Below are 16,580 nucleotides of genomic sequence, written 5' to 3' on the forward strand. Positions count from 1 at the left end.
GTAAAACGGGAGCAATAGGTTCTTAAAAATAATGAGGAAAAGCAAGGACCAATTTCCAAACCTGCAATATTTTTGTTGCCAATTTGGAAAAGATAGAGCTGTGAAAGAAATAGAATAACTTACAATAACAAGAATATAATTCAAGACGCCCCGAATGAGCAAAATAAAAATATATGTAAGAAAATGGATGACAGAAAGGCTTACCTTTAAGAGGCAAGCCTTTGGTTTGGTGGAATTCTCAGGACTAAAAAAATGCTTCTTCAAAGGGATGTGTGACGCTATACGTGTTGTTCGCATGCTCAATATAGTGAAGCAATGCATATAAACGACGCTCTATCACAAAATAATCATGGGAAAAGTAATTCGCATGCAAGAAATGTTCAATTTTTTTAGCTAAAAAATGGTCTCTTGTGCGCACCATTAAAATTAGCAAATTATCCCATTCTGACCGGTGGATATAGAATAAAGCACGATCGTAATCGACTTTGTCCAAGCGGCTTTCCCTCCTTGTATAGGAGTTGTTATTAGTGTATGTGATTTTCGTCAACATCCACAAAGCAAATGTTGGTCGGTCTGTAAAACAAATTGGATATGCAATCGGCTTTTGTTGACTAGATGCTTTTTTATGGCGACGATCAAAAGAAGTGACATTGCTGCTGTCTCATTTACATGAGCTGTTCAAATTGATTCGCTTCACCTTTTGCGCCCTTCACATTTTGTTTTTTGGAAAAGGCGTGAAGGCAGCGATTCAAGATGAAATTGGAATGGACGTAAATGGCTGGCTTCGCCACTTTCTTATTCTATTTTCATCAAACCTCCTTTGTTCTCATAAATTGTTATAAGAACAAAGGGGGGAAAGCGAATGCTGGAAAATGAACAAAAACGGTTGGAATACGCCATCGAGGAAATTACGGAAATCGCCAGCGGTTTTGGACTGGACTTTTACCCGATGAGGTACGAGATCTGCCCTGCTGAAATTATTTATACATTTGGTGCATATGGGATGCCGACAAGATTTTCTCATTGGAGTTTTGGAAAGCAATTTTTTAAAATGAAGCTTCATTATGATTTAGGTTTAAGCAAAATTTATGAGCTTGTCATCAATTCCAATCCTTGTTACGCGTTTTTGCTTGATACCAATTCTCTTATCCAAAATAAATTAATCGTTGCCCATGTATTGGCACACTGCGATTTTTTCAAAAACAATGTTCGTTTTCAAAACACCAATCGAGATATGGTCGAAAGTATGGCGGCGACAGCAGAGCGGATACGTCATTATGAAATTCAGTACGGAAAAAAGGAAGTGGAGAGATTTATTGATGCCGTTTTGGCGATAGAAGAACATATTGATCCGTCTCTCATGAGACCTCAACTGGCGTGGAGTATAGAAGATTTAGAGGAGTGGGAGGAGGAAGAAGATTCAAAACCGGCCTCTCCATACGATGACTTATGGTCGCTGGATGAGAAAAAGCCGGTAAGGAAAGATGGCGGAAAAAAGAAGAAAAAATTTCCTCCTCAACCTGAAAAGGATTTAGTGTTGTTTATTGAACAGTACAGCCGGGAATTAACAGAATGGCAGCGAGATATTATGACGATGATCAGAGAAGAAATGCTATATTTTTGGCCGCAGCTGGAAACGAAGATTATGAACGAAGGTTGGGCTTCGTATTGGCATCAACGAATTATCCGGGAATTAGATTTAACTTCAGATGAAGCCATTGAATTTGCCAAATTAAATGCCAGTGTCGTTCAGCCATCTCGAACAAGCATTAATCCGTATTACCTCGGTTTGAAGATTTTTGAAGACATTGAAGAACGTTGGAACCATCCTAGTGATGAAATGAAAAAACACGGGGTTGTTCCTGGTTCCGGCCGGGATAAGATATTTGAAGTTCGAGAAATTGAATCGGATATTTCATTTTTGCGCAATTACTTAACAAAGGATTTGGTGATGCGCGAAGACATGTTTCTTTTCCAAAAACAAGGCCACGATTACAAGATTGTGGATAAAGAGTGGAAAAATGTTCGCGATCAGCTGGTGAATATGCGGGTAAATGGCGGATTTCCCTATATAACCGTCAACGATGGCGACTATTTAAAAAATGGGGAATTGTATTTAAAGCACTGGTATGAAGGGATTGAACTTGACTTGAATTATTTAGAAAAAGTGCTTCCTTATATTTATCAATTATGGGGCCGCCCCGTTCACATGGAAACAGTCGTAGAAGAACGGGCCATGCTGTTTACCTACAACGGCCGAAGCATTCAAAGAAAATATTTATAGGGGCCTGACCCCCTTGATGCTTTAAAGTATAAAAGAGGTTAACAAGATAGATTAAAAATAAAGAATTTGTGCAACTTAAATGGTATGACGTGTGTTGATTGGCGTTATACCTTTTTTACTGTGAAATTCTAAAAAGGATAAAATAAATTTTTGAAGATAAGGTGAAAAATATCGTAAGATGGAATTGAATTCAATATTTTTTAAAAATGTATAAAAGTGGGATTGAGAAAAGATGGAGAATGCAGGCAATCCAATAATCACAGAGGTTGAATTGAAAAACGTCCATAAAACTTTTATGAATCATAATGAGGCGATCCATGTATTAAAGGGAATAAGCGGGAAAGTTCCAAAAGGATCTATTTTAACGATTATAGGACCTTCAGGATCAGGAAAAAGCACGATTTTATCATTATGCAATTTGCTTATCACTTCTGATGAAGGGGAGGTTCATATTCAGGGGAAAGAAGTTCGGAAGTGGGAAGTCCAAGAACTTAGGCGTCAAGTTGGTATTGACTTTCAAAGTGCACCTATGCTGACAGGGACTGCATTAGAAAACCTTACACTGCCTGCTCGTTTGCAAGGTCGAACTTTGAACAATCCTGAAAAATATATGGAATACGTTGGATTATCGAAAGATCTTTTAACAAGGGAAGCAAAAGAGCTTTCAGGCGGACAGCGGCAAAGATTGTCATTAGCTAGAACATTGGTCAACAATCCTTCCGTTTTATTGCTTGATGAAGTCACTTCCGCACTTGATTCCATCTCTGGACATGAGATTGAAGAACTCATTTTAAGACTGAATCGTGAACAGCAAACGACGATTCTTTGGGTCACTCACGATTTAGCACAAGCGGAACGTGTCGGCGATCAAACTTGGCTCATTATGGATGGAAGACTAATTGAAGCTGCCCCGACCAAACAATTTTTTGCTGAACCTAAAGAAGCCAAAACCAAACAATTTTTAGACATGAAGAGGGAAAATAAATGAATTTGCTTACCGTTTTGTTAAGTTTTAGCTTCGTGATTATCTCGCTTTTTCTATCAACCGCTTTTAAATTAGGGCTTGGCCGTGACTTGGTGATCACCAGTATCCGGGCTACTATACAATTGTTTTTGATTGGATATATTTTAAAAGCTGTGTTCGGTTTTCATAATCCACTTGTCATCATCGTGATGCTTCTGCTCATGATTATAGTAGCGGCAAAAAATGCAGCGAAACGTGGACAAGGTTTACCTTATATTTTTTGGAAAATTTTCGTAACGATTTCTATCGTTGAAATCATTACACAAGCGTTCTTGCTTGGATTACATATCGTGCCGGCAACTCCGCCGTATATTATTTCGATCAGCGGCATGATTATCGGAAACTCCATGGTCATCGCGAATCTTTTCTTAAATCGTCTAAAAGGTGAGCTGGAGATGCGAAAAGAAGAAGTCTTGCTTGTGCTGTCGCTTGGAGGCAGTATAAAACAATCCATCTATCCCATTTTAAAACAGTCTATTCGTTCAAGCCTCATTCCAACTGTCGAAAGCCAAAGAACCATTGGACTTGTTCAACTGCCCGGCATGATGACGGGGCAAATCGTAGCTGGAGCCGACCCTGTCCAAGCGGTCCGCTTTCAACTATTAATTGTATTTATGATCATGTCCGCCGCCACTCTCACTTCTATTATTTTAGGATTCCTCACCAATCCAGGCCTATTTAACAAACATCAACAATTAAAAGGGGCCTGACCCCTTTTTCGCTTTAAAGCTACAAAGGGGTCAGGCACCATTTTTTTCTTGCTTTCGAGTTTGAAAAGTCATTATAATGGAAATGTACGAAATATTCAAATGAAATAGAGGTGGTTATGATAGCAAGAAAGCCGCGTGTGTGGTATCCTGGGGCCATTTATCATGTAACGGCTCGTGGAAACCGGAAAGAAGCTATTTTTCGAGATATAGTTGATTATCGAACCTACTTAAAATATCTCCGCATTGTCCGCAATCGTTACCCCTTCATTCTTCATTCCTATTGTTTAATGAAAAACCACGTTCATCTTCAATTAGAAACGATTCATGATCCCCTTCACTTCATCATGAGAGACTTTCATTCAGAGTATGCCATGTATTTTAATCGTCGTTACGATCTTGTTGGCCATGTATTTCAAGGACGCTATAAAGCCCAACTCATTGAAAATGATCATTATTTCCTTAAAGTAAGCCAATATATTCATCTTAATCCAGTCAGAGCAAATTTAGTAGAAAAGCCGGAAGATTACATTTGGAGTAGTTACCATTCATATATTACAGGGAAAGATAATCCCAATGTCGACAAACAAAAAACGTTGTACTATTTCACAAAAGATCGCTCACGAATCACCTATCAGCAGTATGTGGAAGAGCATATGAAAGAAAATCCATTCTCCAATATTCAAAATCTTTAAAGTATTAAAATATTAAAGGGGTCTGACCCCATTAGAAAGGATGTTTATATGCTCAGGAATCGTTGGCAGATTTTAATTTTGGCTACTTGGATACAAATGACGGCCGCAATGATTACTCAAGGTATGGGTCCGTTATCCACTTATTGGGGAAAAATGGATCTTTTAACTCCAACGCAAACAGCCATTTTAGTGTCGGCTATCAATGTCGGTCCTTTGTTTTCGATGATGTTTTTAGGAAAAGCCATTGATCTATACGGAGAACGGTGGATTTTAGGGATTAGCAGTTTGTTGCTTGGACTCACGATGGGGGCGACGTTGCTTTCTCATCATTATATCTACTTAATCATGATTTTAATGATCGTGGGGGCGTGGTATGGCGCTTCGCAACCGGGGGGAAGCAAGGCCATCGTCCACTGGTTTCCGGTAAAAGAAAGGGGACTGGCACTGGGAATCAGACAAACAGGCATTCCATTAGGCGGAGCCATTGCGGCTGCCAGCATTCCATGGCTGTCCATTCATTTTGGAGTGTCAACGGCCATTTTAGTCCAAGCGGGTCTAGCTATTGTCAGTGGATTTTTATTTCTATTACTCTATCAAGATGCGGAACCGGCAAAAAGTGAGAGTGAAAATCCTGAAGAAAAAGAAAACTGGAAATCGATTTGTTTTAATAAAACTCTTTACCCTGTTTTCTTTGTGGGAGTTTCACTTGTATCTCTCCAATTTATATTGGTTGCTCATTTTATGGGATTTTTAACAAACGAATTAAAAGTTTCCCTTACAAAAGCAGATTGTATTTAACTGTGGTGCAAATTTCCGGAATGTTAGGCAGAGTGGTATTGGCGTGGGTAGGTGACAATTGGTTAAAAGGAAATCGAGTTCGTCCTCTCATTCTTTCTATTGTCGTGGCCATAGTGTCGTGGCCATAGCATCTATTTTCTCTTTTGTGGCTGGATGAAGGGGTGTCTAGCTGGCTCCTTGTCGGAATCAGTATTGTATTAGGTTTCTTTGGAATGGGCTGGTACAGTCTCTATATCGTTTATGTTTCCGAAAACGGACCGGAAGATCAAATCGCCTACACCGTGAGCATAGGTCTTACTTTAAACCAAATTGCCATTATAGCAGCTCCCGTTCTATTCGGATTGATCGTGGACTGGCAAAAAAGTTATACGATAGCGTGGATTTTCCTAATGGTGATCATCGCTTCAGGAGGGCTTATGTTATTACCAAGCAAATCCGGTTTAAAGAAAATAGATATATGAAACTAAGTTTATCGAAAATACATAAAGGGCAACACCGTAGGTATTCTTATACTCTGCCTAATCATTGAGCGGGATTGGGATTTTGACGGACAAAAAATAACCGATTCACTTTAGTTAAAAGAACACCGCCATAACATCTTTGATCTAAATAAATGAAATAGTCATTTATCTAAGCGAATCGTTGCGCTCTTAAGGTAATTTTTATGGACAAATCCGAAGTGAATTTAAAAAATTTCTCCTCTCAATTCCGCTCTAATGAAGCTGCTTTTTGCTTTGTTTCATAAAATCCGAGATTTTCGGAAATTTCAGCGGCTGCCTTCATTATTTTATCTACTAGAAAGCCAGTTTTCATTTTCTTTATTCGATCTAATGGCCCCACTACGCTGATACCCGCAATGACTTTTCCGGTATAATCTTTGACGGGTGCTCCAATACTCACAATTCCTTTACTTATTTCTTCTTTGGCGATTGAATACCCTTGTTTTTTGATTTGGTCCAGTTCTGCCCGAATTTGTGCTTCTGTTTTTTCACAATGGTATGGTCCGCTTTTCGCGATCACATGTTGGATATATTCTTCAGGTTGATAAGCCAATATCACTTTTCCCACTCCGGTTTTAAGAGCAGGATTTCGTTGACCGATATTGGACATAAGAGAAACAGGATGACGGCATTCGATTTTATGAAGATAGACGATATGTTGATCTTCCAATATGGCAAGGTGAGCCGTTTCTCCCAACTCATCAACGAGTGGTTTGAGCACGTGCAAAGACACTCTGTATATTTCATAATGAGTGGTGACCAGTCCGCTTAAACCGAGGATGGATAAACCAAGATGATATCTTTTCGTATGGGGATTTTGTTCTAGAAAGCCTTTGCTGCAAAGTTTGGTGACGAGCCGATGGACGGTGGTTTTATGGATGTCCAACTGGCGGGCGATTTCTGTAATTCCATATTCTTGTTTTGGACGTGAATATAATTTTAAAATTCTTATAGCATTTTTGACCGATCCTAAAAAATATTTTTCATTGGCACCATCCTTTTGCACTTTGGTCACTCCTTTTTCAAAAATGGAATCATATTCAGATTAGTGAAGGCAGATGGGATGAAGGGAGCTATAACGTTTCTAATTTGTGAGAAATTTGGTCCGCTGCTTGAATCACTGATTTTGTCAGCGAATGATAGTTGGTAGGATGAATTCGTTTGATCGATCCGACGATACTGACAGAAGCAGCCACTTGCTGATTGACCGTTATGGGAGCAGCGATGGAAGTGATTCCTTCATGGAGCTCTTCTTTACTAATCGCATATCCTTGCTGTTTGATCTGTTTTAATACGCGTAAAAATTCTTCCGGATGAGTGATCGTATATGGTGTATAAGGATGAAGACCGTGTTCTTTTATATAGTTTTCTATGAAATCTTTAGGCTTGTAAGCAAAAATGACTTTGCCTGCGCTTGTGCAATGAGGAGGGTTTTTACGGCCAATATGCGTCAGCATTTCAACGGGGTGTTTGCAATCTTCTTTGCAAAGGTAAAAAACTTCCCCTTTTTTTAAAATGGCAATATGGGCACTTTCTCCGGTTTTTTCGACTAATTGCCGTATAATAGGTCGGCCTACTTCCAATATCTTCAAACGGGAACTTACAAGATTTCCTAATGCCAATAAGGGAACTCCCAAGTGATAACGACTCGTTTCTCTATTTTTCATAACGAATCCTTCGCTTTCCAATGTAATAAGGAGTCGATGGGCAGTACTCTTGGCAATGCCCAGCTTGTTGGCGATTTCGGTTACTCCAAGCTCTGATACATCCATTGAAAATAAGTCCAATAATTTTAAAGCGTTATCTAAAGAATTGGACTTGTTCTTGGTTTTTGCCATTCGATTAGCTCCTTTCTAAATATGGGTAACGATGACGATCAAGGCTTAAGATAATTGAAAGCGCTATCATAACAGCTAGCAACTTGTTCGGTAGATGAACGAGAGGAATGATATTATTTTATCATATAATTTTTGAATATTAAATAAATTTAAAATTTTCATCTTTGTTTCGCATAGAAGAACAACCAAGTTGTTAGCGTTTCCGCTATTTTCTACCCTTATGTTAAAGCAACTGATTTTCAGCAAATAAACAGGGGGTATGAATGATGGCATCCGTATCAGCCGAAACAAAAACGATGGATTGTTTGCATTTTATCAATGGAAAGTATTGTTCTTCTGTGGATCATAAAACGTTTGAAAATATTAATCCAGCAACAGAGGAAGTGATCGGGACGGTGGCGGAAGGCGGAAAAAAAGAAATTGATCTTGCCGTCGCCGCTGCAAGAAAAGCATTAAATGGACCTTGGAAGGAAATATCCACACAAGAAAGATCGAAAATCATCCGCAGAATTGGCGATATTATTTTGGAAAGAATCGATGAACTAGCCATGTTGGAAACGTTGGATACCGGAAAACCGCTTTGGTTGGCCAAACAACTGGATATTCCGAGAGCCGCTTATAATTTCCATTTCTTCGCCGACTATATGATTTCAGTGGGTACGGAAGCCTATGAACAAGACAATATAGCGATCAATTATGCCGTTCGCCGTCCGGTAGGAGTTGTTGGATTGATTAATCCTTGGAATCTGCCGTTGTTATTGTTGACTTGGAAATTAGCTCCTTGTTTGGCTGCCGGAAATACGGCTGTTATGAAACCGGCAGAATGGACGCCGATGACAGCGACTTTATTGGGGGAAATTTGTAAAGAAGCAGGCGTTCCGGATGGAGTCGTGAATATAGTGCATGGTTTTGGTCCCGATTCAGCAGGCGCAGCTCTTTCCGAACATCCGGATGTAGATGCCATCAGTTTTACCGGTGAAACGTCAACGGGAACCGTCATTATGCAATCAGCTGCCAAATCGTTGAAAAAATTGTCCTATGAACTAGGCGGGAAAAACCCCAATATTATTTTTGCGGACTCGGATTTGGATGAAGTCATTGAAACTACCATCAAATCCAGTTTTATCAATCAAGGTGAAGTTTGTTTGTCTGGCTCTCGCATTTATGTCGAACGTCCGGTTTTGGATGCATTTATGGAGAAGTTTGTTCAAAAAACAAAAGAACTTACGGTCGGTGATCCTTTAGATCCTAACAGCAAAGTGGGAGCGTTGATTTCGAAAGAACATTATGAAAGAGTATCGAGCTATCTTAAAATTGCCCGAGAAGAAGGCGGAAACATTGTGATAGGCGGAAAACGTCCGGCGGGATTGGACAAAGGTTATTATTTAGAGCCAACTATTATCGCTGGATTGGATCGGAATTCCCGCTGTGTCAAAGAGGAAATTTTCGGTCCGGTTGTCACCGTTCTCCCCTTTGACAAAGAAGAGGAAGCGATTGAACAGGCGAATGATACCCACTATGGATTAAGCGCAACGATTTGGACGAATGATCTGCGCCGTGCCCACCGGGTGGCCAGGCAAATAGAAGCAGGAATCATCTGGGTCAACACCTGGTTTTTGCGCGATTTACGCACACCTTTTGGAGGCATGAAAAGAAGCGGAATCGGCAGGGAAGGCGGAATGCACAGCTTTGAGTTTTACACCTGAATCCGTGACAAAACATCTTTACAATGGTCGCAAACCGTTGATACGATAAGGAAAAACGACGTTGACGATTCTTCATCAAGTAGGTGATGTGATGAAAGATTTCCCGATTCGGTTTGTATTGACAGATGAAGCGATTACCCCAAGTGCTGGGCTTGCTCTCGTTGGCTACTTACTCCATCGAACGAAACTGGATAAACGGGTAAACGCACTTCGGCTTCCAACGGTTCGTCGAGAAGTGCACATTTCCCATAGCGATGTCATTCGCTCGATGATTGGCTTGCTTGCCACAGGAAAAACGGATTTCGATCATATCGAAGCGTATCGTCAGGACGATATCTTTTCGGCATCGATGGGGATTCAGCACGTGCCTTCCTCTCCAACCTTGCGACAACGACTCGATCAGCTCGCTTGTCTTCCGATGACCGAAACGATTCTTTGGGAGGAGTCCATACGTCTGTTGATTCAACGACATGCCACTTTGTCCCCTTGTTGGACCAAAGGAAAGACGACATGGCTTCCCCTTGATATAGATGGTTCCCCATTTGACAACTCCGATACGAAAAAAGAAGGAGTCAGTCGAACGTATAAAGGATTTGACGGTTTTACACCGTTGTTTGCGTATGCAGGGAAGGAAGGGGATCTCGTTCATGCCGAGTTGCGTCCAGGGAAACAACATGTGCAAGACAACATGCCCTCGTTTTTAGTCACCGCTATCCGTCGAGCTCGTCAACTGACTTCATCTCGTCTGCTTGTTCGCATGGATGCAGGAAACGATGCAGAAGCGAATGGGCACGTATGCCTAAAGGAAGACGTGGACTTTGTCATCAAGCGAAACTTACGCCGAGAATCGAAAGCGCTTTGGTTCCAGATCGCTTCGCAAAAGGGCAAACGTGTCGATGATGGACAAAGCGAAGGAGTACAAACCTATGAGCTATGCCTTCCACAGAAGGCAGCGATCGATGGAAACACGTATACGTACGTTCAAGTCACCCAAGTGACGGAACGGACGATGGAACGCAATGGACAGCTGATGCTCGTTCCTGATTATGAAGTGGAAAGCTATTGGGTGCGGCTCAAAGGATACGAGCATGTTCGAATGAGCGATGTGCTCGCGTTGTATCATGACCATGCGACAGGCGAACAGTTTCATAGCGAACTGAAGAGCGACTTAGATTTAGAGCGGCTTCCATCTGGGAAGATGAAAACGAATGCGCTCGTGTTGGTCATGGGAGCCTTCGTTTACAATCTTCTTCGTCTGATTGGACAAGATCTATTAAGCGATCCGAGACATCCGTTGCACCACAAAGTGAAACGCCGCCGCATCAAGACGATTATTCAGACGGTGATCACGATGGCAGGGCGACTCGTCCGTCGATCACGACAGATCTGGATGAAACGGACGCGAAGGAGTGGCTATAGCGAGCCCCTACTGAACGTCTATCAGAAATGGAGAGAGGCAAGATAACGAACGAATGTTCGGGCACTGATGTCCAACGTCACTCCCTGTGCTTTTTTGTCTATTTTTTTGGTTCGTATACCTAAAAAAAGAGATTTGTTCCATTTTCGGAAATAGAGATGACATAGGTCATAAGCATAAAAAGGGTTTTATGGATTATCAATCCATCAAAATTACAACAAAATCAAAGTCGATTTCAATTCATCACGGATTCAGGTTTTACACTGAATTATCCAATATTTGTATAAAATTATAAGGGTGATAAAATGGCACAAAATCAGATTCAACTGCTGTCACAGCAATTGTTGGATGCAGAGAAAACAAGGAAAGGGATCGAGCCGTTCACCAAGACATATCCACAACTGACGGAAGAAGAAGCTTATCAGATTCAGCTGCTGAACATACAAAAAAAGCTCAATGCCGGCGAGAAGATTGTTGGGAAAAAAATTGGGTTGACGTCTCTTGCTATGCAAACGTTATTGGGGGTCAACGAACCTGATTATGGGCATTTGCTGGATGGAATAATTTTAGAAAACCATGGGATACTTTCATGGCAAAAAGTTTGCCAGCCGAAAGTCGAGGCAGAAATTGCTTTTGTGCTAAAGAAAGACTTAACTGGACCAAATGTGACGGAAGTAGACGTTTTGCTGGCCACTGATTATATAGTGCCGGCATTAGAAATTGTCGATAGTCGAATTCGCGATTGGGATATTCAATTAGTAGATACAGTAGCAGACAACGCTTCCTCCGGGTTTTTTGTGCTTGGTGGGAGCCCGACTTCCATAGCAGATCTTGATTTAACAATCATTGGGATGGCTCTGTATAAAAATGGCGAATTGATAAATACAGGTGCAGGTGCAGCTGCCATGGGCCATCCGGCAAAATGCGTTGCCTGGCTTGCCAACAAATTGCATGATTATGGCATTTCATTAAAAGAAGGCGAAGTGATTTTATCGGGAGCTTTGTCCGCAGCGGTAGCGGCTGAGCCTGGAGATTATTTTCACGCCAAACTGTCCCACATAGGCGAGATTAGTATGAAATTTGGCGATTAAAAACAAAGGGGGCTTTCAAGTGAACAAAGTGAAGGTTGGAATTATTGGCTCCGGTAATATTGGCACTGACTTAATGTATAAGATCGAAAAAAGCGAAGTTCTCGAAATGTCCACTATGATTGGAATCGATCCGGATTCAGAGGGATTGAAACGAGCCAAAACACGCGGTTACACCGTTTTTAGCAATGGAATTGAAGGGTTTTTGCAGCATCCAGAATTGGCGGATATTCTTTTTGATGCTACAACGGCTAAAGCTCACGATTACCATAATCAAGTTTTAGGGAAGCTTGGAAAACAGGTGATTGATCTAACCCCTGCTGCTATAGGTCCGTTTGCTGTTCCTGCCGTGAATTTAACTGAGCATTTAGATCAGCCGAATGTCAATATGATTACATGCGGAGGACAGGCAACCATTCCTATTGTCCATGCCATTTGCCGCGTTGTTTCTGTAGAATACGCAGAAATTGTCGCGACGATCGCCAGCAAAAGTGCGGGTCCGGGAACACGAGCCAATATTGATGAGTTTACGAGAACCACGGCAAGAGGAATCGAAGTGATTGGTGGAGCGAAAAAAGGCAAGGCGATTATTATCTTAAATCCGGCAGAACCGCCGATCATGATGCGCGATGCCATTCATGCATTGGTAGAGGAAGAAGGAAAAGAAAAAGAAATCACTGAATCGATTAAAAAAATGGTAACCAAAGTTCAAGAGTATGTCCCGGGTTATAGACTGAGAACCGAACCGATATTTAAAGGCAAACGAGTATCTGTATTTATAGAGGTGGAAGGAGCGGGAGACTTCTTTCCTCCGTATTCAGGGAATTTGGATATAATGACGGCATCTGCCCGGAAAGTAGCGGAAGAATTTGCCGGAAAAAAACTGTCGCAGTTGCAGAAACAGTGAAGGAGGATTGAAAATGGCACATTTAACGGTTGTAGATGTGACGTTAAGGGACGGAAGCCACTCTATGAAACATGCTTTTACCGAAAAACAAGTGCGGTCGACAGCTCGTGCACTGGATGAAGCGGGAGTCCCATATTTTGAAGTATCCCATGGGGATGGTCTTGGCGGATCTTCTTTGCAATACGGATTTTCAAAAGTGAACGAAATGAAATTAATTGCAGCAGCAAAAGAAGAATGTCAGCAATCGAAAATTTCTGTTTTGCTTTTGCCGGGAATTGGCATTAAAGAAGATTTAAAAGAAGCGGTCCAAGCAGGAGCAGATATGGTTCGTGTGGCGACACATGTGACAGAAGCCGATGTTGCCAAGCAACATATTGAATTAGGGAGGAATCTTGGTTTAAAAACAGTTGGTTTTTTGATGATGGCTCATTCGGCGCCTACTTCCAAACTGGTGGAACAGGCGAAATTGTTTGAAAGCTATGGAGCTGAAGTCGTTTATGTAACAGATTCGGCGGGGGCATTGCTGCCTCACGAGGTAAAAGAGAAAATTGCCGCGTTGCGAAGCGAACTGGGAGTGGACATTGGTTTTCACGGACATAATAATTTGTCGCTAGCGATGGCGAATACATTAGCCGCTATAGAAGAAGGAGCAACATATATTGACGGCAGTCTGAGGGCGCTCGGAGCGGGAAGCGGAAACACACAAACGGAAGTGATGGTCGCAGTGCTGAATCGATTGGGTCATCGAACCGGCATTGATCTGTATAAGATTATGGACGCAGCGAATATTGTGGCAGACTATATGCCTCGTCCTCAAGAAATTACCGGAGCCAGTTTAATTTTAGGTTATGCCGGGGTATACTCCAGCTTTTTATTGCATGCTAAGGAAGCGGCAGAGCGTTTTCAAGTAGACGAAAGAGACATTTTGGTGGAGCTGGGCAAAAGAAAAGTGGTTGGGGGACAAGAAGATATGATTCTACAAGTGGCTTCGGAACTAGCATCAAAAGTGAAAACATTCATCTAGGGGGAAAGGAATTTGGATAGGAAAAAATACCGGGAATTGGCGGAATTTTTAATCAATGCTGAAAAAGAAAAAAGAGAAGTCGTCCGGCTGACTTCTGAAATTCCAGACTTGACGCCTGAGCAAGCGTATCGAATTCAGGAAGAGCTGGTCAATTTGAAATTAGCAAACGGACATCGGATAATCGGGCCCAAAATGGGGCTAACGAGCTTTGCTAAAATGCAGCAAATGAAAGTCAATGAGCCGATTTATGGCTATGTTTTGGATGATATGTTGATTGAAAGCGGAGAAACCGTCTCTTTTTCCGAATTCATCCATCCAAAAGTGGAAATCGAAATCGCCTTTTTCCTTGGAGAGGATATAAAAGGCCCTGGCGTCACAAGTGCTCAAGTGATGTCGGCAACGGCTTATGTCGCACCGGCTCTTGAAATTATAGACAGCAGATATAAAAATTTTCAATTTACACTTCCTGATGTCATTGCCGATAATGCATCCGCTTCCCGTGTGGTCATTGGAAATAAGTTGACGCCTTTATCTTCTTTGACTACGGACTTGGAGCTGATCGGTGCTGTATTGTACATCAATGGGGAATTAAAAGCGAATGGTGCGGGTGCCGCGATATTGAATCATCCGGCCAATTCCATCGCAGCTCTTGCCAATATGCTGGCCCGTTCCGGCAAAAAGCTTCAAGCAGGAGATATCATTTTGGCAGGAGCGATCACAGAGGCGATTATGCTTGCAAACGGAGATGTTGTCCATGGAAAGTTGGATCAATTAGGGGACGTTTCCTTCGCAGTCCGCGACTAATTTTGAGGAGGATTTTCAAATGCCATTTATTCAGATTCATTTACTTGAAGGCAGATCAGAAGAGAAAATCAAAGACGTGATTAAAAATGTCACAGACTGTGTCGCTGGTACTTTAGATGCGCCGCTGGAAAGTATACGTGTCGTTGTGACGGAGATCCCTCCCACACATTGGGGCACCGCAGGCAAAACAAAAGCGGAAAGCAAATAAAGAACCGCAAGAGAAAGTATTCTTTTGTTCCATATCATAAAGACCCTATTGTCTTATTCAGATAAAAATGGATCGTTTTCTTTTTTAAAAGGGGACTTTACAGTTTCTTAAGCAGCTGATTTGTAGTGAATATCAATTTCATGATGATAACCATCTGCTGCCTGTATTTATTAAAAAGCGGTTGCATGTAATTAAAAGATCATGTTTTAACCAATATACGAATCAATAAAAAGACCGAATCGGGAATCTTGCTGAGAAAAAGCAATAATGGAAAACGACGATGAGAAGACGAGGTAACAATGAATGGATTTCTAGAAAAAGTTGACAAAGCGGAAAAATGTCAGTTTCTAACTATGTTTTTCCGCTTTTTTCATGTATTCTGAAGTTTTTTCAAAAATGGAATTTGAAAAAAGTGTCTTCACGGCTTCCATGAATTCTATTGGATCGTTGAATTTAACCAGTTTTTGCTGTCCTGTTTTGGAAAAGCGGACTCTCATCTGTTTATCCGTGACGGAAAGAGTTTGATCGCTAAAACATTGGGCGATTAATGGAGAACTATTAAACGGGGATTTTTCATGAAACGTAATTTGTTCTTTGATATCCGTCAATTTTTCCCAAGGGAGCTCCTTCAACGAAAATGCATATTTGATGATCCAGTGTTCTTCCGATTTCATTTCGAGCACATGTGTACCCTTTGGAGTTTGTAAACGGCGAGCTCGAAAACTTCCTGCTGCCGAGGATACAGCCATCCCGTCAATCTGAATGGGGGATAGAGCAAGTTGATTGCCAAATCCGGCATCTACCAACCATAAAGAATCTCCGAGATCGAGAAGAATTAAAACATGAGTGCCATCAAGGGCCCAATGGTTTCCGTTCGAAATGGTGCCGGAAACTAATTTTACATTGTATCCTTCTTCCTTCAGTTGCAAATAAAGATATGGGTTTAGCTCATAGCACAACCCGCCCCGATATTGGGAAAATTTTTGAAAAAGAAAAGTTTCTGTGATTGGCATCGTATTTTGAGTGACGACATCAAGATTTTCGAAAGGATATTGGCTGGCGAACTGTCTCAGTGTACTGCTTATTTTCTCAACAGTGCTGTTGTTTTCAGCCCCCGGTTTTGCTGTTGCCATGTGGATCACCCCTGAACTTATTGTAGTCTTTTCAGTTTTAAACCTGCAACCATTTCACTGTTTCGTTGTTCAGACATTATTTGAAGACATGTCATCATGGTCAAAGTAGTGCAAAGATGTAAGTGGTATTGTATAATAAAAATAAATGAAAATTAATAAAAATTGTGTCACATAACAACTTCATTAGGTTCCCTCTTTAAGGGGATCATGAGGCAAAGGGGAGTCATACATGAACCTGGGATTTGGTGAGATTGCTCTTATTGTTATTGTTGCGTTGTTGATTTTTGGACCTGCTAAACTCCCTCAATTAGGAAAAGCCGCCGGACAAACCCTTCATGAATTTAAAAAAGGCATGAAAGGTATTTTGGATGATGAGGAGGAAGGGAAAGAAAAAGAAAATGCAGTCGTGAAAGATGAAAATTCCCGATAAATCGGGATTTTTTTTCT

General features: G+C 41.3%; 18 protein-coding genes. 14 read left to right on the forward strand and 4 right to left on the reverse strand.

Annotated elements, in window-relative coordinates; translation table 11 throughout:
- Positions 1-244: 244 nt before the first annotated feature.
- Positions 245-493 carry a YhdB family protein gene (locus BSM4216_RS03825; protein WP_048622792.1) on the reverse strand — a complete coding sequence of 83 codons (249 nt, stop codon included), beginning with the start codon at positions 491-493 and terminating at the stop codon, positions 245-247.
- 369 nt (positions 494-862) lie between these two features.
- Between BSM4216_RS03825 and BSM4216_RS03830 the strand changes: the two genes are divergently transcribed.
- The 6 genes from BSM4216_RS03830 to BSM4216_RS03855 all read left to right on the forward strand — a co-directional run bounded on the left by BSM4216_RS03830 (position 863) and on the right by BSM4216_RS03855 (position 5,969).
- Positions 863-2,284: a SpoVR family protein gene (locus BSM4216_RS03830; RefSeq protein WP_048622793.1), complete on the forward strand. Its 1,422-nt coding sequence runs from the start codon at positions 863-865 to the stop codon at positions 2,282-2,284.
- 232 nt (positions 2,285-2,516) lie between these two features.
- A complete protein-coding gene (locus BSM4216_RS03835) occupies positions 2,517-3,272 on the forward strand; it encodes an ABC transporter ATP-binding protein (protein WP_048622794.1) in 756 nt (251 codons plus the stop codon).
- Positions 3,269-4,018, forward strand: coding sequence for an ABC transporter permease (locus BSM4216_RS03840; RefSeq protein ID WP_048622795.1), 750 nt, complete (start codon positions 3,269-3,271; stop codon positions 4,016-4,018). Before BSM4216_RS03835 ends, BSM4216_RS03840 begins: the two co-directional genes overlap by 4 nt.
- 116 nt (positions 4,019-4,134) lie before the next feature.
- Positions 4,135-4,710 (forward strand): transposase, encoded by a 576-nt coding sequence (locus BSM4216_RS03845; protein WP_244878040.1) that lies wholly within the window; start codon positions 4,135-4,137, stop codon positions 4,708-4,710.
- Between the two features lie 48 nt (positions 4,711-4,758).
- On the forward strand, positions 4,759-5,508 hold the full coding sequence (locus BSM4216_RS03850) for an MFS transporter (RefSeq protein WP_048622796.1): 750 nt from the start codon (positions 4,759-4,761) through the stop codon (positions 5,506-5,508).
- Between the two features lie 161 nt (positions 5,509-5,669).
- Positions 5,670-5,969, forward strand: coding sequence for an MFS transporter (locus BSM4216_RS03855; RefSeq protein ID WP_048622797.1), 300 nt, complete (start codon positions 5,670-5,672; stop codon positions 5,967-5,969).
- A gap of 241 nt (positions 5,970-6,210) precedes the next feature.
- Here BSM4216_RS03855 and BSM4216_RS03860 read toward each other — a convergent pair whose 3' ends face one another.
- Together BSM4216_RS03860 and BSM4216_RS03865 are read right to left on the reverse strand one after the other, a co-directional pair.
- Positions 6,211-7,014 carry an IclR family transcriptional regulator gene (locus BSM4216_RS03860; protein ID WP_048622798.1) on the reverse strand — a complete coding sequence of 268 codons (804 nt, stop codon included), beginning with the start codon at positions 7,012-7,014 and terminating at the stop codon, positions 6,211-6,213.
- Between the two features lie 67 nt (positions 7,015-7,081).
- Entirely contained in the window at positions 7,082-7,846 is a 765-nt protein-coding gene (locus BSM4216_RS03865; protein WP_048622799.1) for an IclR family transcriptional regulator, read from the reverse strand.
- A 263-nt stretch (positions 7,847-8,109) separates the two neighbouring features.
- Between BSM4216_RS03865 and BSM4216_RS03870 the strand changes: the two genes are divergently transcribed.
- The 7 genes from BSM4216_RS03870 to BSM4216_RS03900 all read left to right on the forward strand — a co-directional run bounded on the left by BSM4216_RS03870 (position 8,110) and on the right by BSM4216_RS03900 (position 15,000).
- On the forward strand, positions 8,110-9,552 hold the full coding sequence (locus BSM4216_RS03870) for an aldehyde dehydrogenase (protein ID WP_048622800.1): 1,443 nt from the start codon (positions 8,110-8,112) through the stop codon (positions 9,550-9,552).
- 91 nt (positions 9,553-9,643) lie between these two features.
- Positions 9,644-11,017, forward strand: a complete 1,374-nt coding sequence (locus tag BSM4216_RS03875; RefSeq protein WP_048624384.1) for an IS1380 family transposase — start codon at positions 9,644-9,646, stop codon at positions 11,015-11,017.
- A gap of 257 nt (positions 11,018-11,274) precedes the next feature.
- Complete coding sequence (locus BSM4216_RS03880) at positions 11,275-12,060, forward strand: 2-keto-4-pentenoate hydratase (RefSeq protein WP_048622801.1); 786 nt, start codon at positions 11,275-11,277, stop codon at positions 12,058-12,060.
- Positions 12,061-12,079: 19 nt separating this feature from the next.
- Positions 12,080-12,964 carry an acetaldehyde dehydrogenase (acetylating) gene (locus BSM4216_RS03885; RefSeq protein ID WP_048622802.1) on the forward strand — a complete coding sequence of 295 codons (885 nt, stop codon included), beginning with the start codon at positions 12,080-12,082 and terminating at the stop codon, positions 12,962-12,964.
- 13 nt (positions 12,965-12,977) lie between these two features.
- A complete protein-coding gene (gene dmpG, locus BSM4216_RS03890) occupies positions 12,978-13,988 on the forward strand; it encodes a 4-hydroxy-2-oxovalerate aldolase (protein ID WP_048622803.1) in 1,011 nt (336 codons plus the stop codon).
- A 12-nt stretch (positions 13,989-14,000) separates the two neighbouring features.
- Positions 14,001-14,792 carry a 2-keto-4-pentenoate hydratase gene (locus BSM4216_RS03895; protein WP_048622804.1) on the forward strand — a complete coding sequence of 264 codons (792 nt, stop codon included), beginning with the start codon at positions 14,001-14,003 and terminating at the stop codon, positions 14,790-14,792.
- A gap of 19 nt (positions 14,793-14,811) precedes the next feature.
- Positions 14,812-15,000: a 4-oxalocrotonate tautomerase gene (locus BSM4216_RS03900; RefSeq protein ID WP_048622805.1), complete on the forward strand. Its 189-nt coding sequence runs from the start codon at positions 14,812-14,814 to the stop codon at positions 14,998-15,000.
- Positions 15,001-15,347: 347 nt separating this feature from the next.
- Here BSM4216_RS03900 and BSM4216_RS03905 read toward each other — a convergent pair whose 3' ends face one another.
- Entirely contained in the window at positions 15,348-16,133 is a 786-nt protein-coding gene (locus BSM4216_RS03905; protein ID WP_048622806.1) for an arylamine N-acetyltransferase family protein, read from the reverse strand.
- A gap of 229 nt (positions 16,134-16,362) precedes the next feature.
- On the opposite strand from BSM4216_RS03905, the gene BSM4216_RS03910 reads away from it, so the two are divergent.
- Positions 16,363-16,563, forward strand: coding sequence for a twin-arginine translocase TatA/TatE family subunit (locus BSM4216_RS03910; protein ID WP_048622807.1), 201 nt, complete (start codon positions 16,363-16,365; stop codon positions 16,561-16,563).
- Positions 16,564-16,580 lie beyond the last annotated feature (17 nt).

It is taken from the genome of Bacillus smithii (assembly GCF_001050115.1).
GTDB lineage: Bacteria > Bacillota > Bacilli > Bacillales > DSM-4216 > Bacillus_O > Bacillus_O smithii.

What these genes read in the sequence shown, in the direction of transcription:
- BSM4216_RS03830 (WP_048622793.1), top strand. Translation starts at nt 863, where the DNA reads ATGCTGGAAAATGAACAAAAACGGTTGGAATACGCCATCGAGGAAATT.
- BSM4216_RS03835 (WP_048622794.1), top strand. Translation starts at nt 2,517, where the DNA reads ATGGAGAATGCAGGCAATCCAATAATCACAGAGGTTGAATTGAAAAAC.
- BSM4216_RS03840 (WP_048622795.1), top strand. Translation starts at nt 3,269, where the DNA reads ATGAATTTGCTTACCGTTTTGTTAAGTTTTAGCTTCGTGATTATCTCG.
- BSM4216_RS03845 (WP_244878040.1), top strand. Translation starts at nt 4,135, where the DNA reads ATGATAGCAAGAAAGCCGCGTGTGTGGTATCCTGGGGCCATTTATCAT.
- BSM4216_RS03850 (WP_048622796.1), top strand. Translation starts at nt 4,759, where the DNA reads ATGCTCAGGAATCGTTGGCAGATTTTAATTTTGGCTACTTGGATACAA.
- BSM4216_RS03865 (WP_048622799.1), bottom strand. Translation starts at nt 7,846, where the DNA reads ATGGCAAAAACCAAGAACAAGTCCAATTCTTTAGATAACGCTTTAAAA.
- BSM4216_RS03870 (WP_048622800.1), top strand. Translation starts at nt 8,110, where the DNA reads ATGATGGCATCCGTATCAGCCGAAACAAAAACGATGGATTGTTTGCAT.
- BSM4216_RS03875 (WP_048624384.1), top strand. Translation starts at nt 9,644, where the DNA reads ATGAAAGATTTCCCGATTCGGTTTGTATTGACAGATGAAGCGATTACC.
- BSM4216_RS03880 (WP_048622801.1), top strand. Translation starts at nt 11,275, where the DNA reads ATGGCACAAAATCAGATTCAACTGCTGTCACAGCAATTGTTGGATGCA.
- dmpG (WP_048622803.1), top strand. Translation starts at nt 12,978, where the DNA reads ATGGCACATTTAACGGTTGTAGATGTGACGTTAAGGGACGGAAGCCAC.
- BSM4216_RS03900 (WP_048622805.1), top strand. Translation starts at nt 14,812, where the DNA reads ATGCCATTTATTCAGATTCATTTACTTGAAGGCAGATCAGAAGAGAAA.
- BSM4216_RS03905 (WP_048622806.1), bottom strand. Translation starts at nt 16,133, where the DNA reads ATGGCAACAGCAAAACCGGGGGCTGAAAACAACAGCACTGTTGAGAAA.
- BSM4216_RS03910 (WP_048622807.1), top strand. Translation starts at nt 16,363, where the DNA reads ATGAACCTGGGATTTGGTGAGATTGCTCTTATTGTTATTGTTGCGTTG.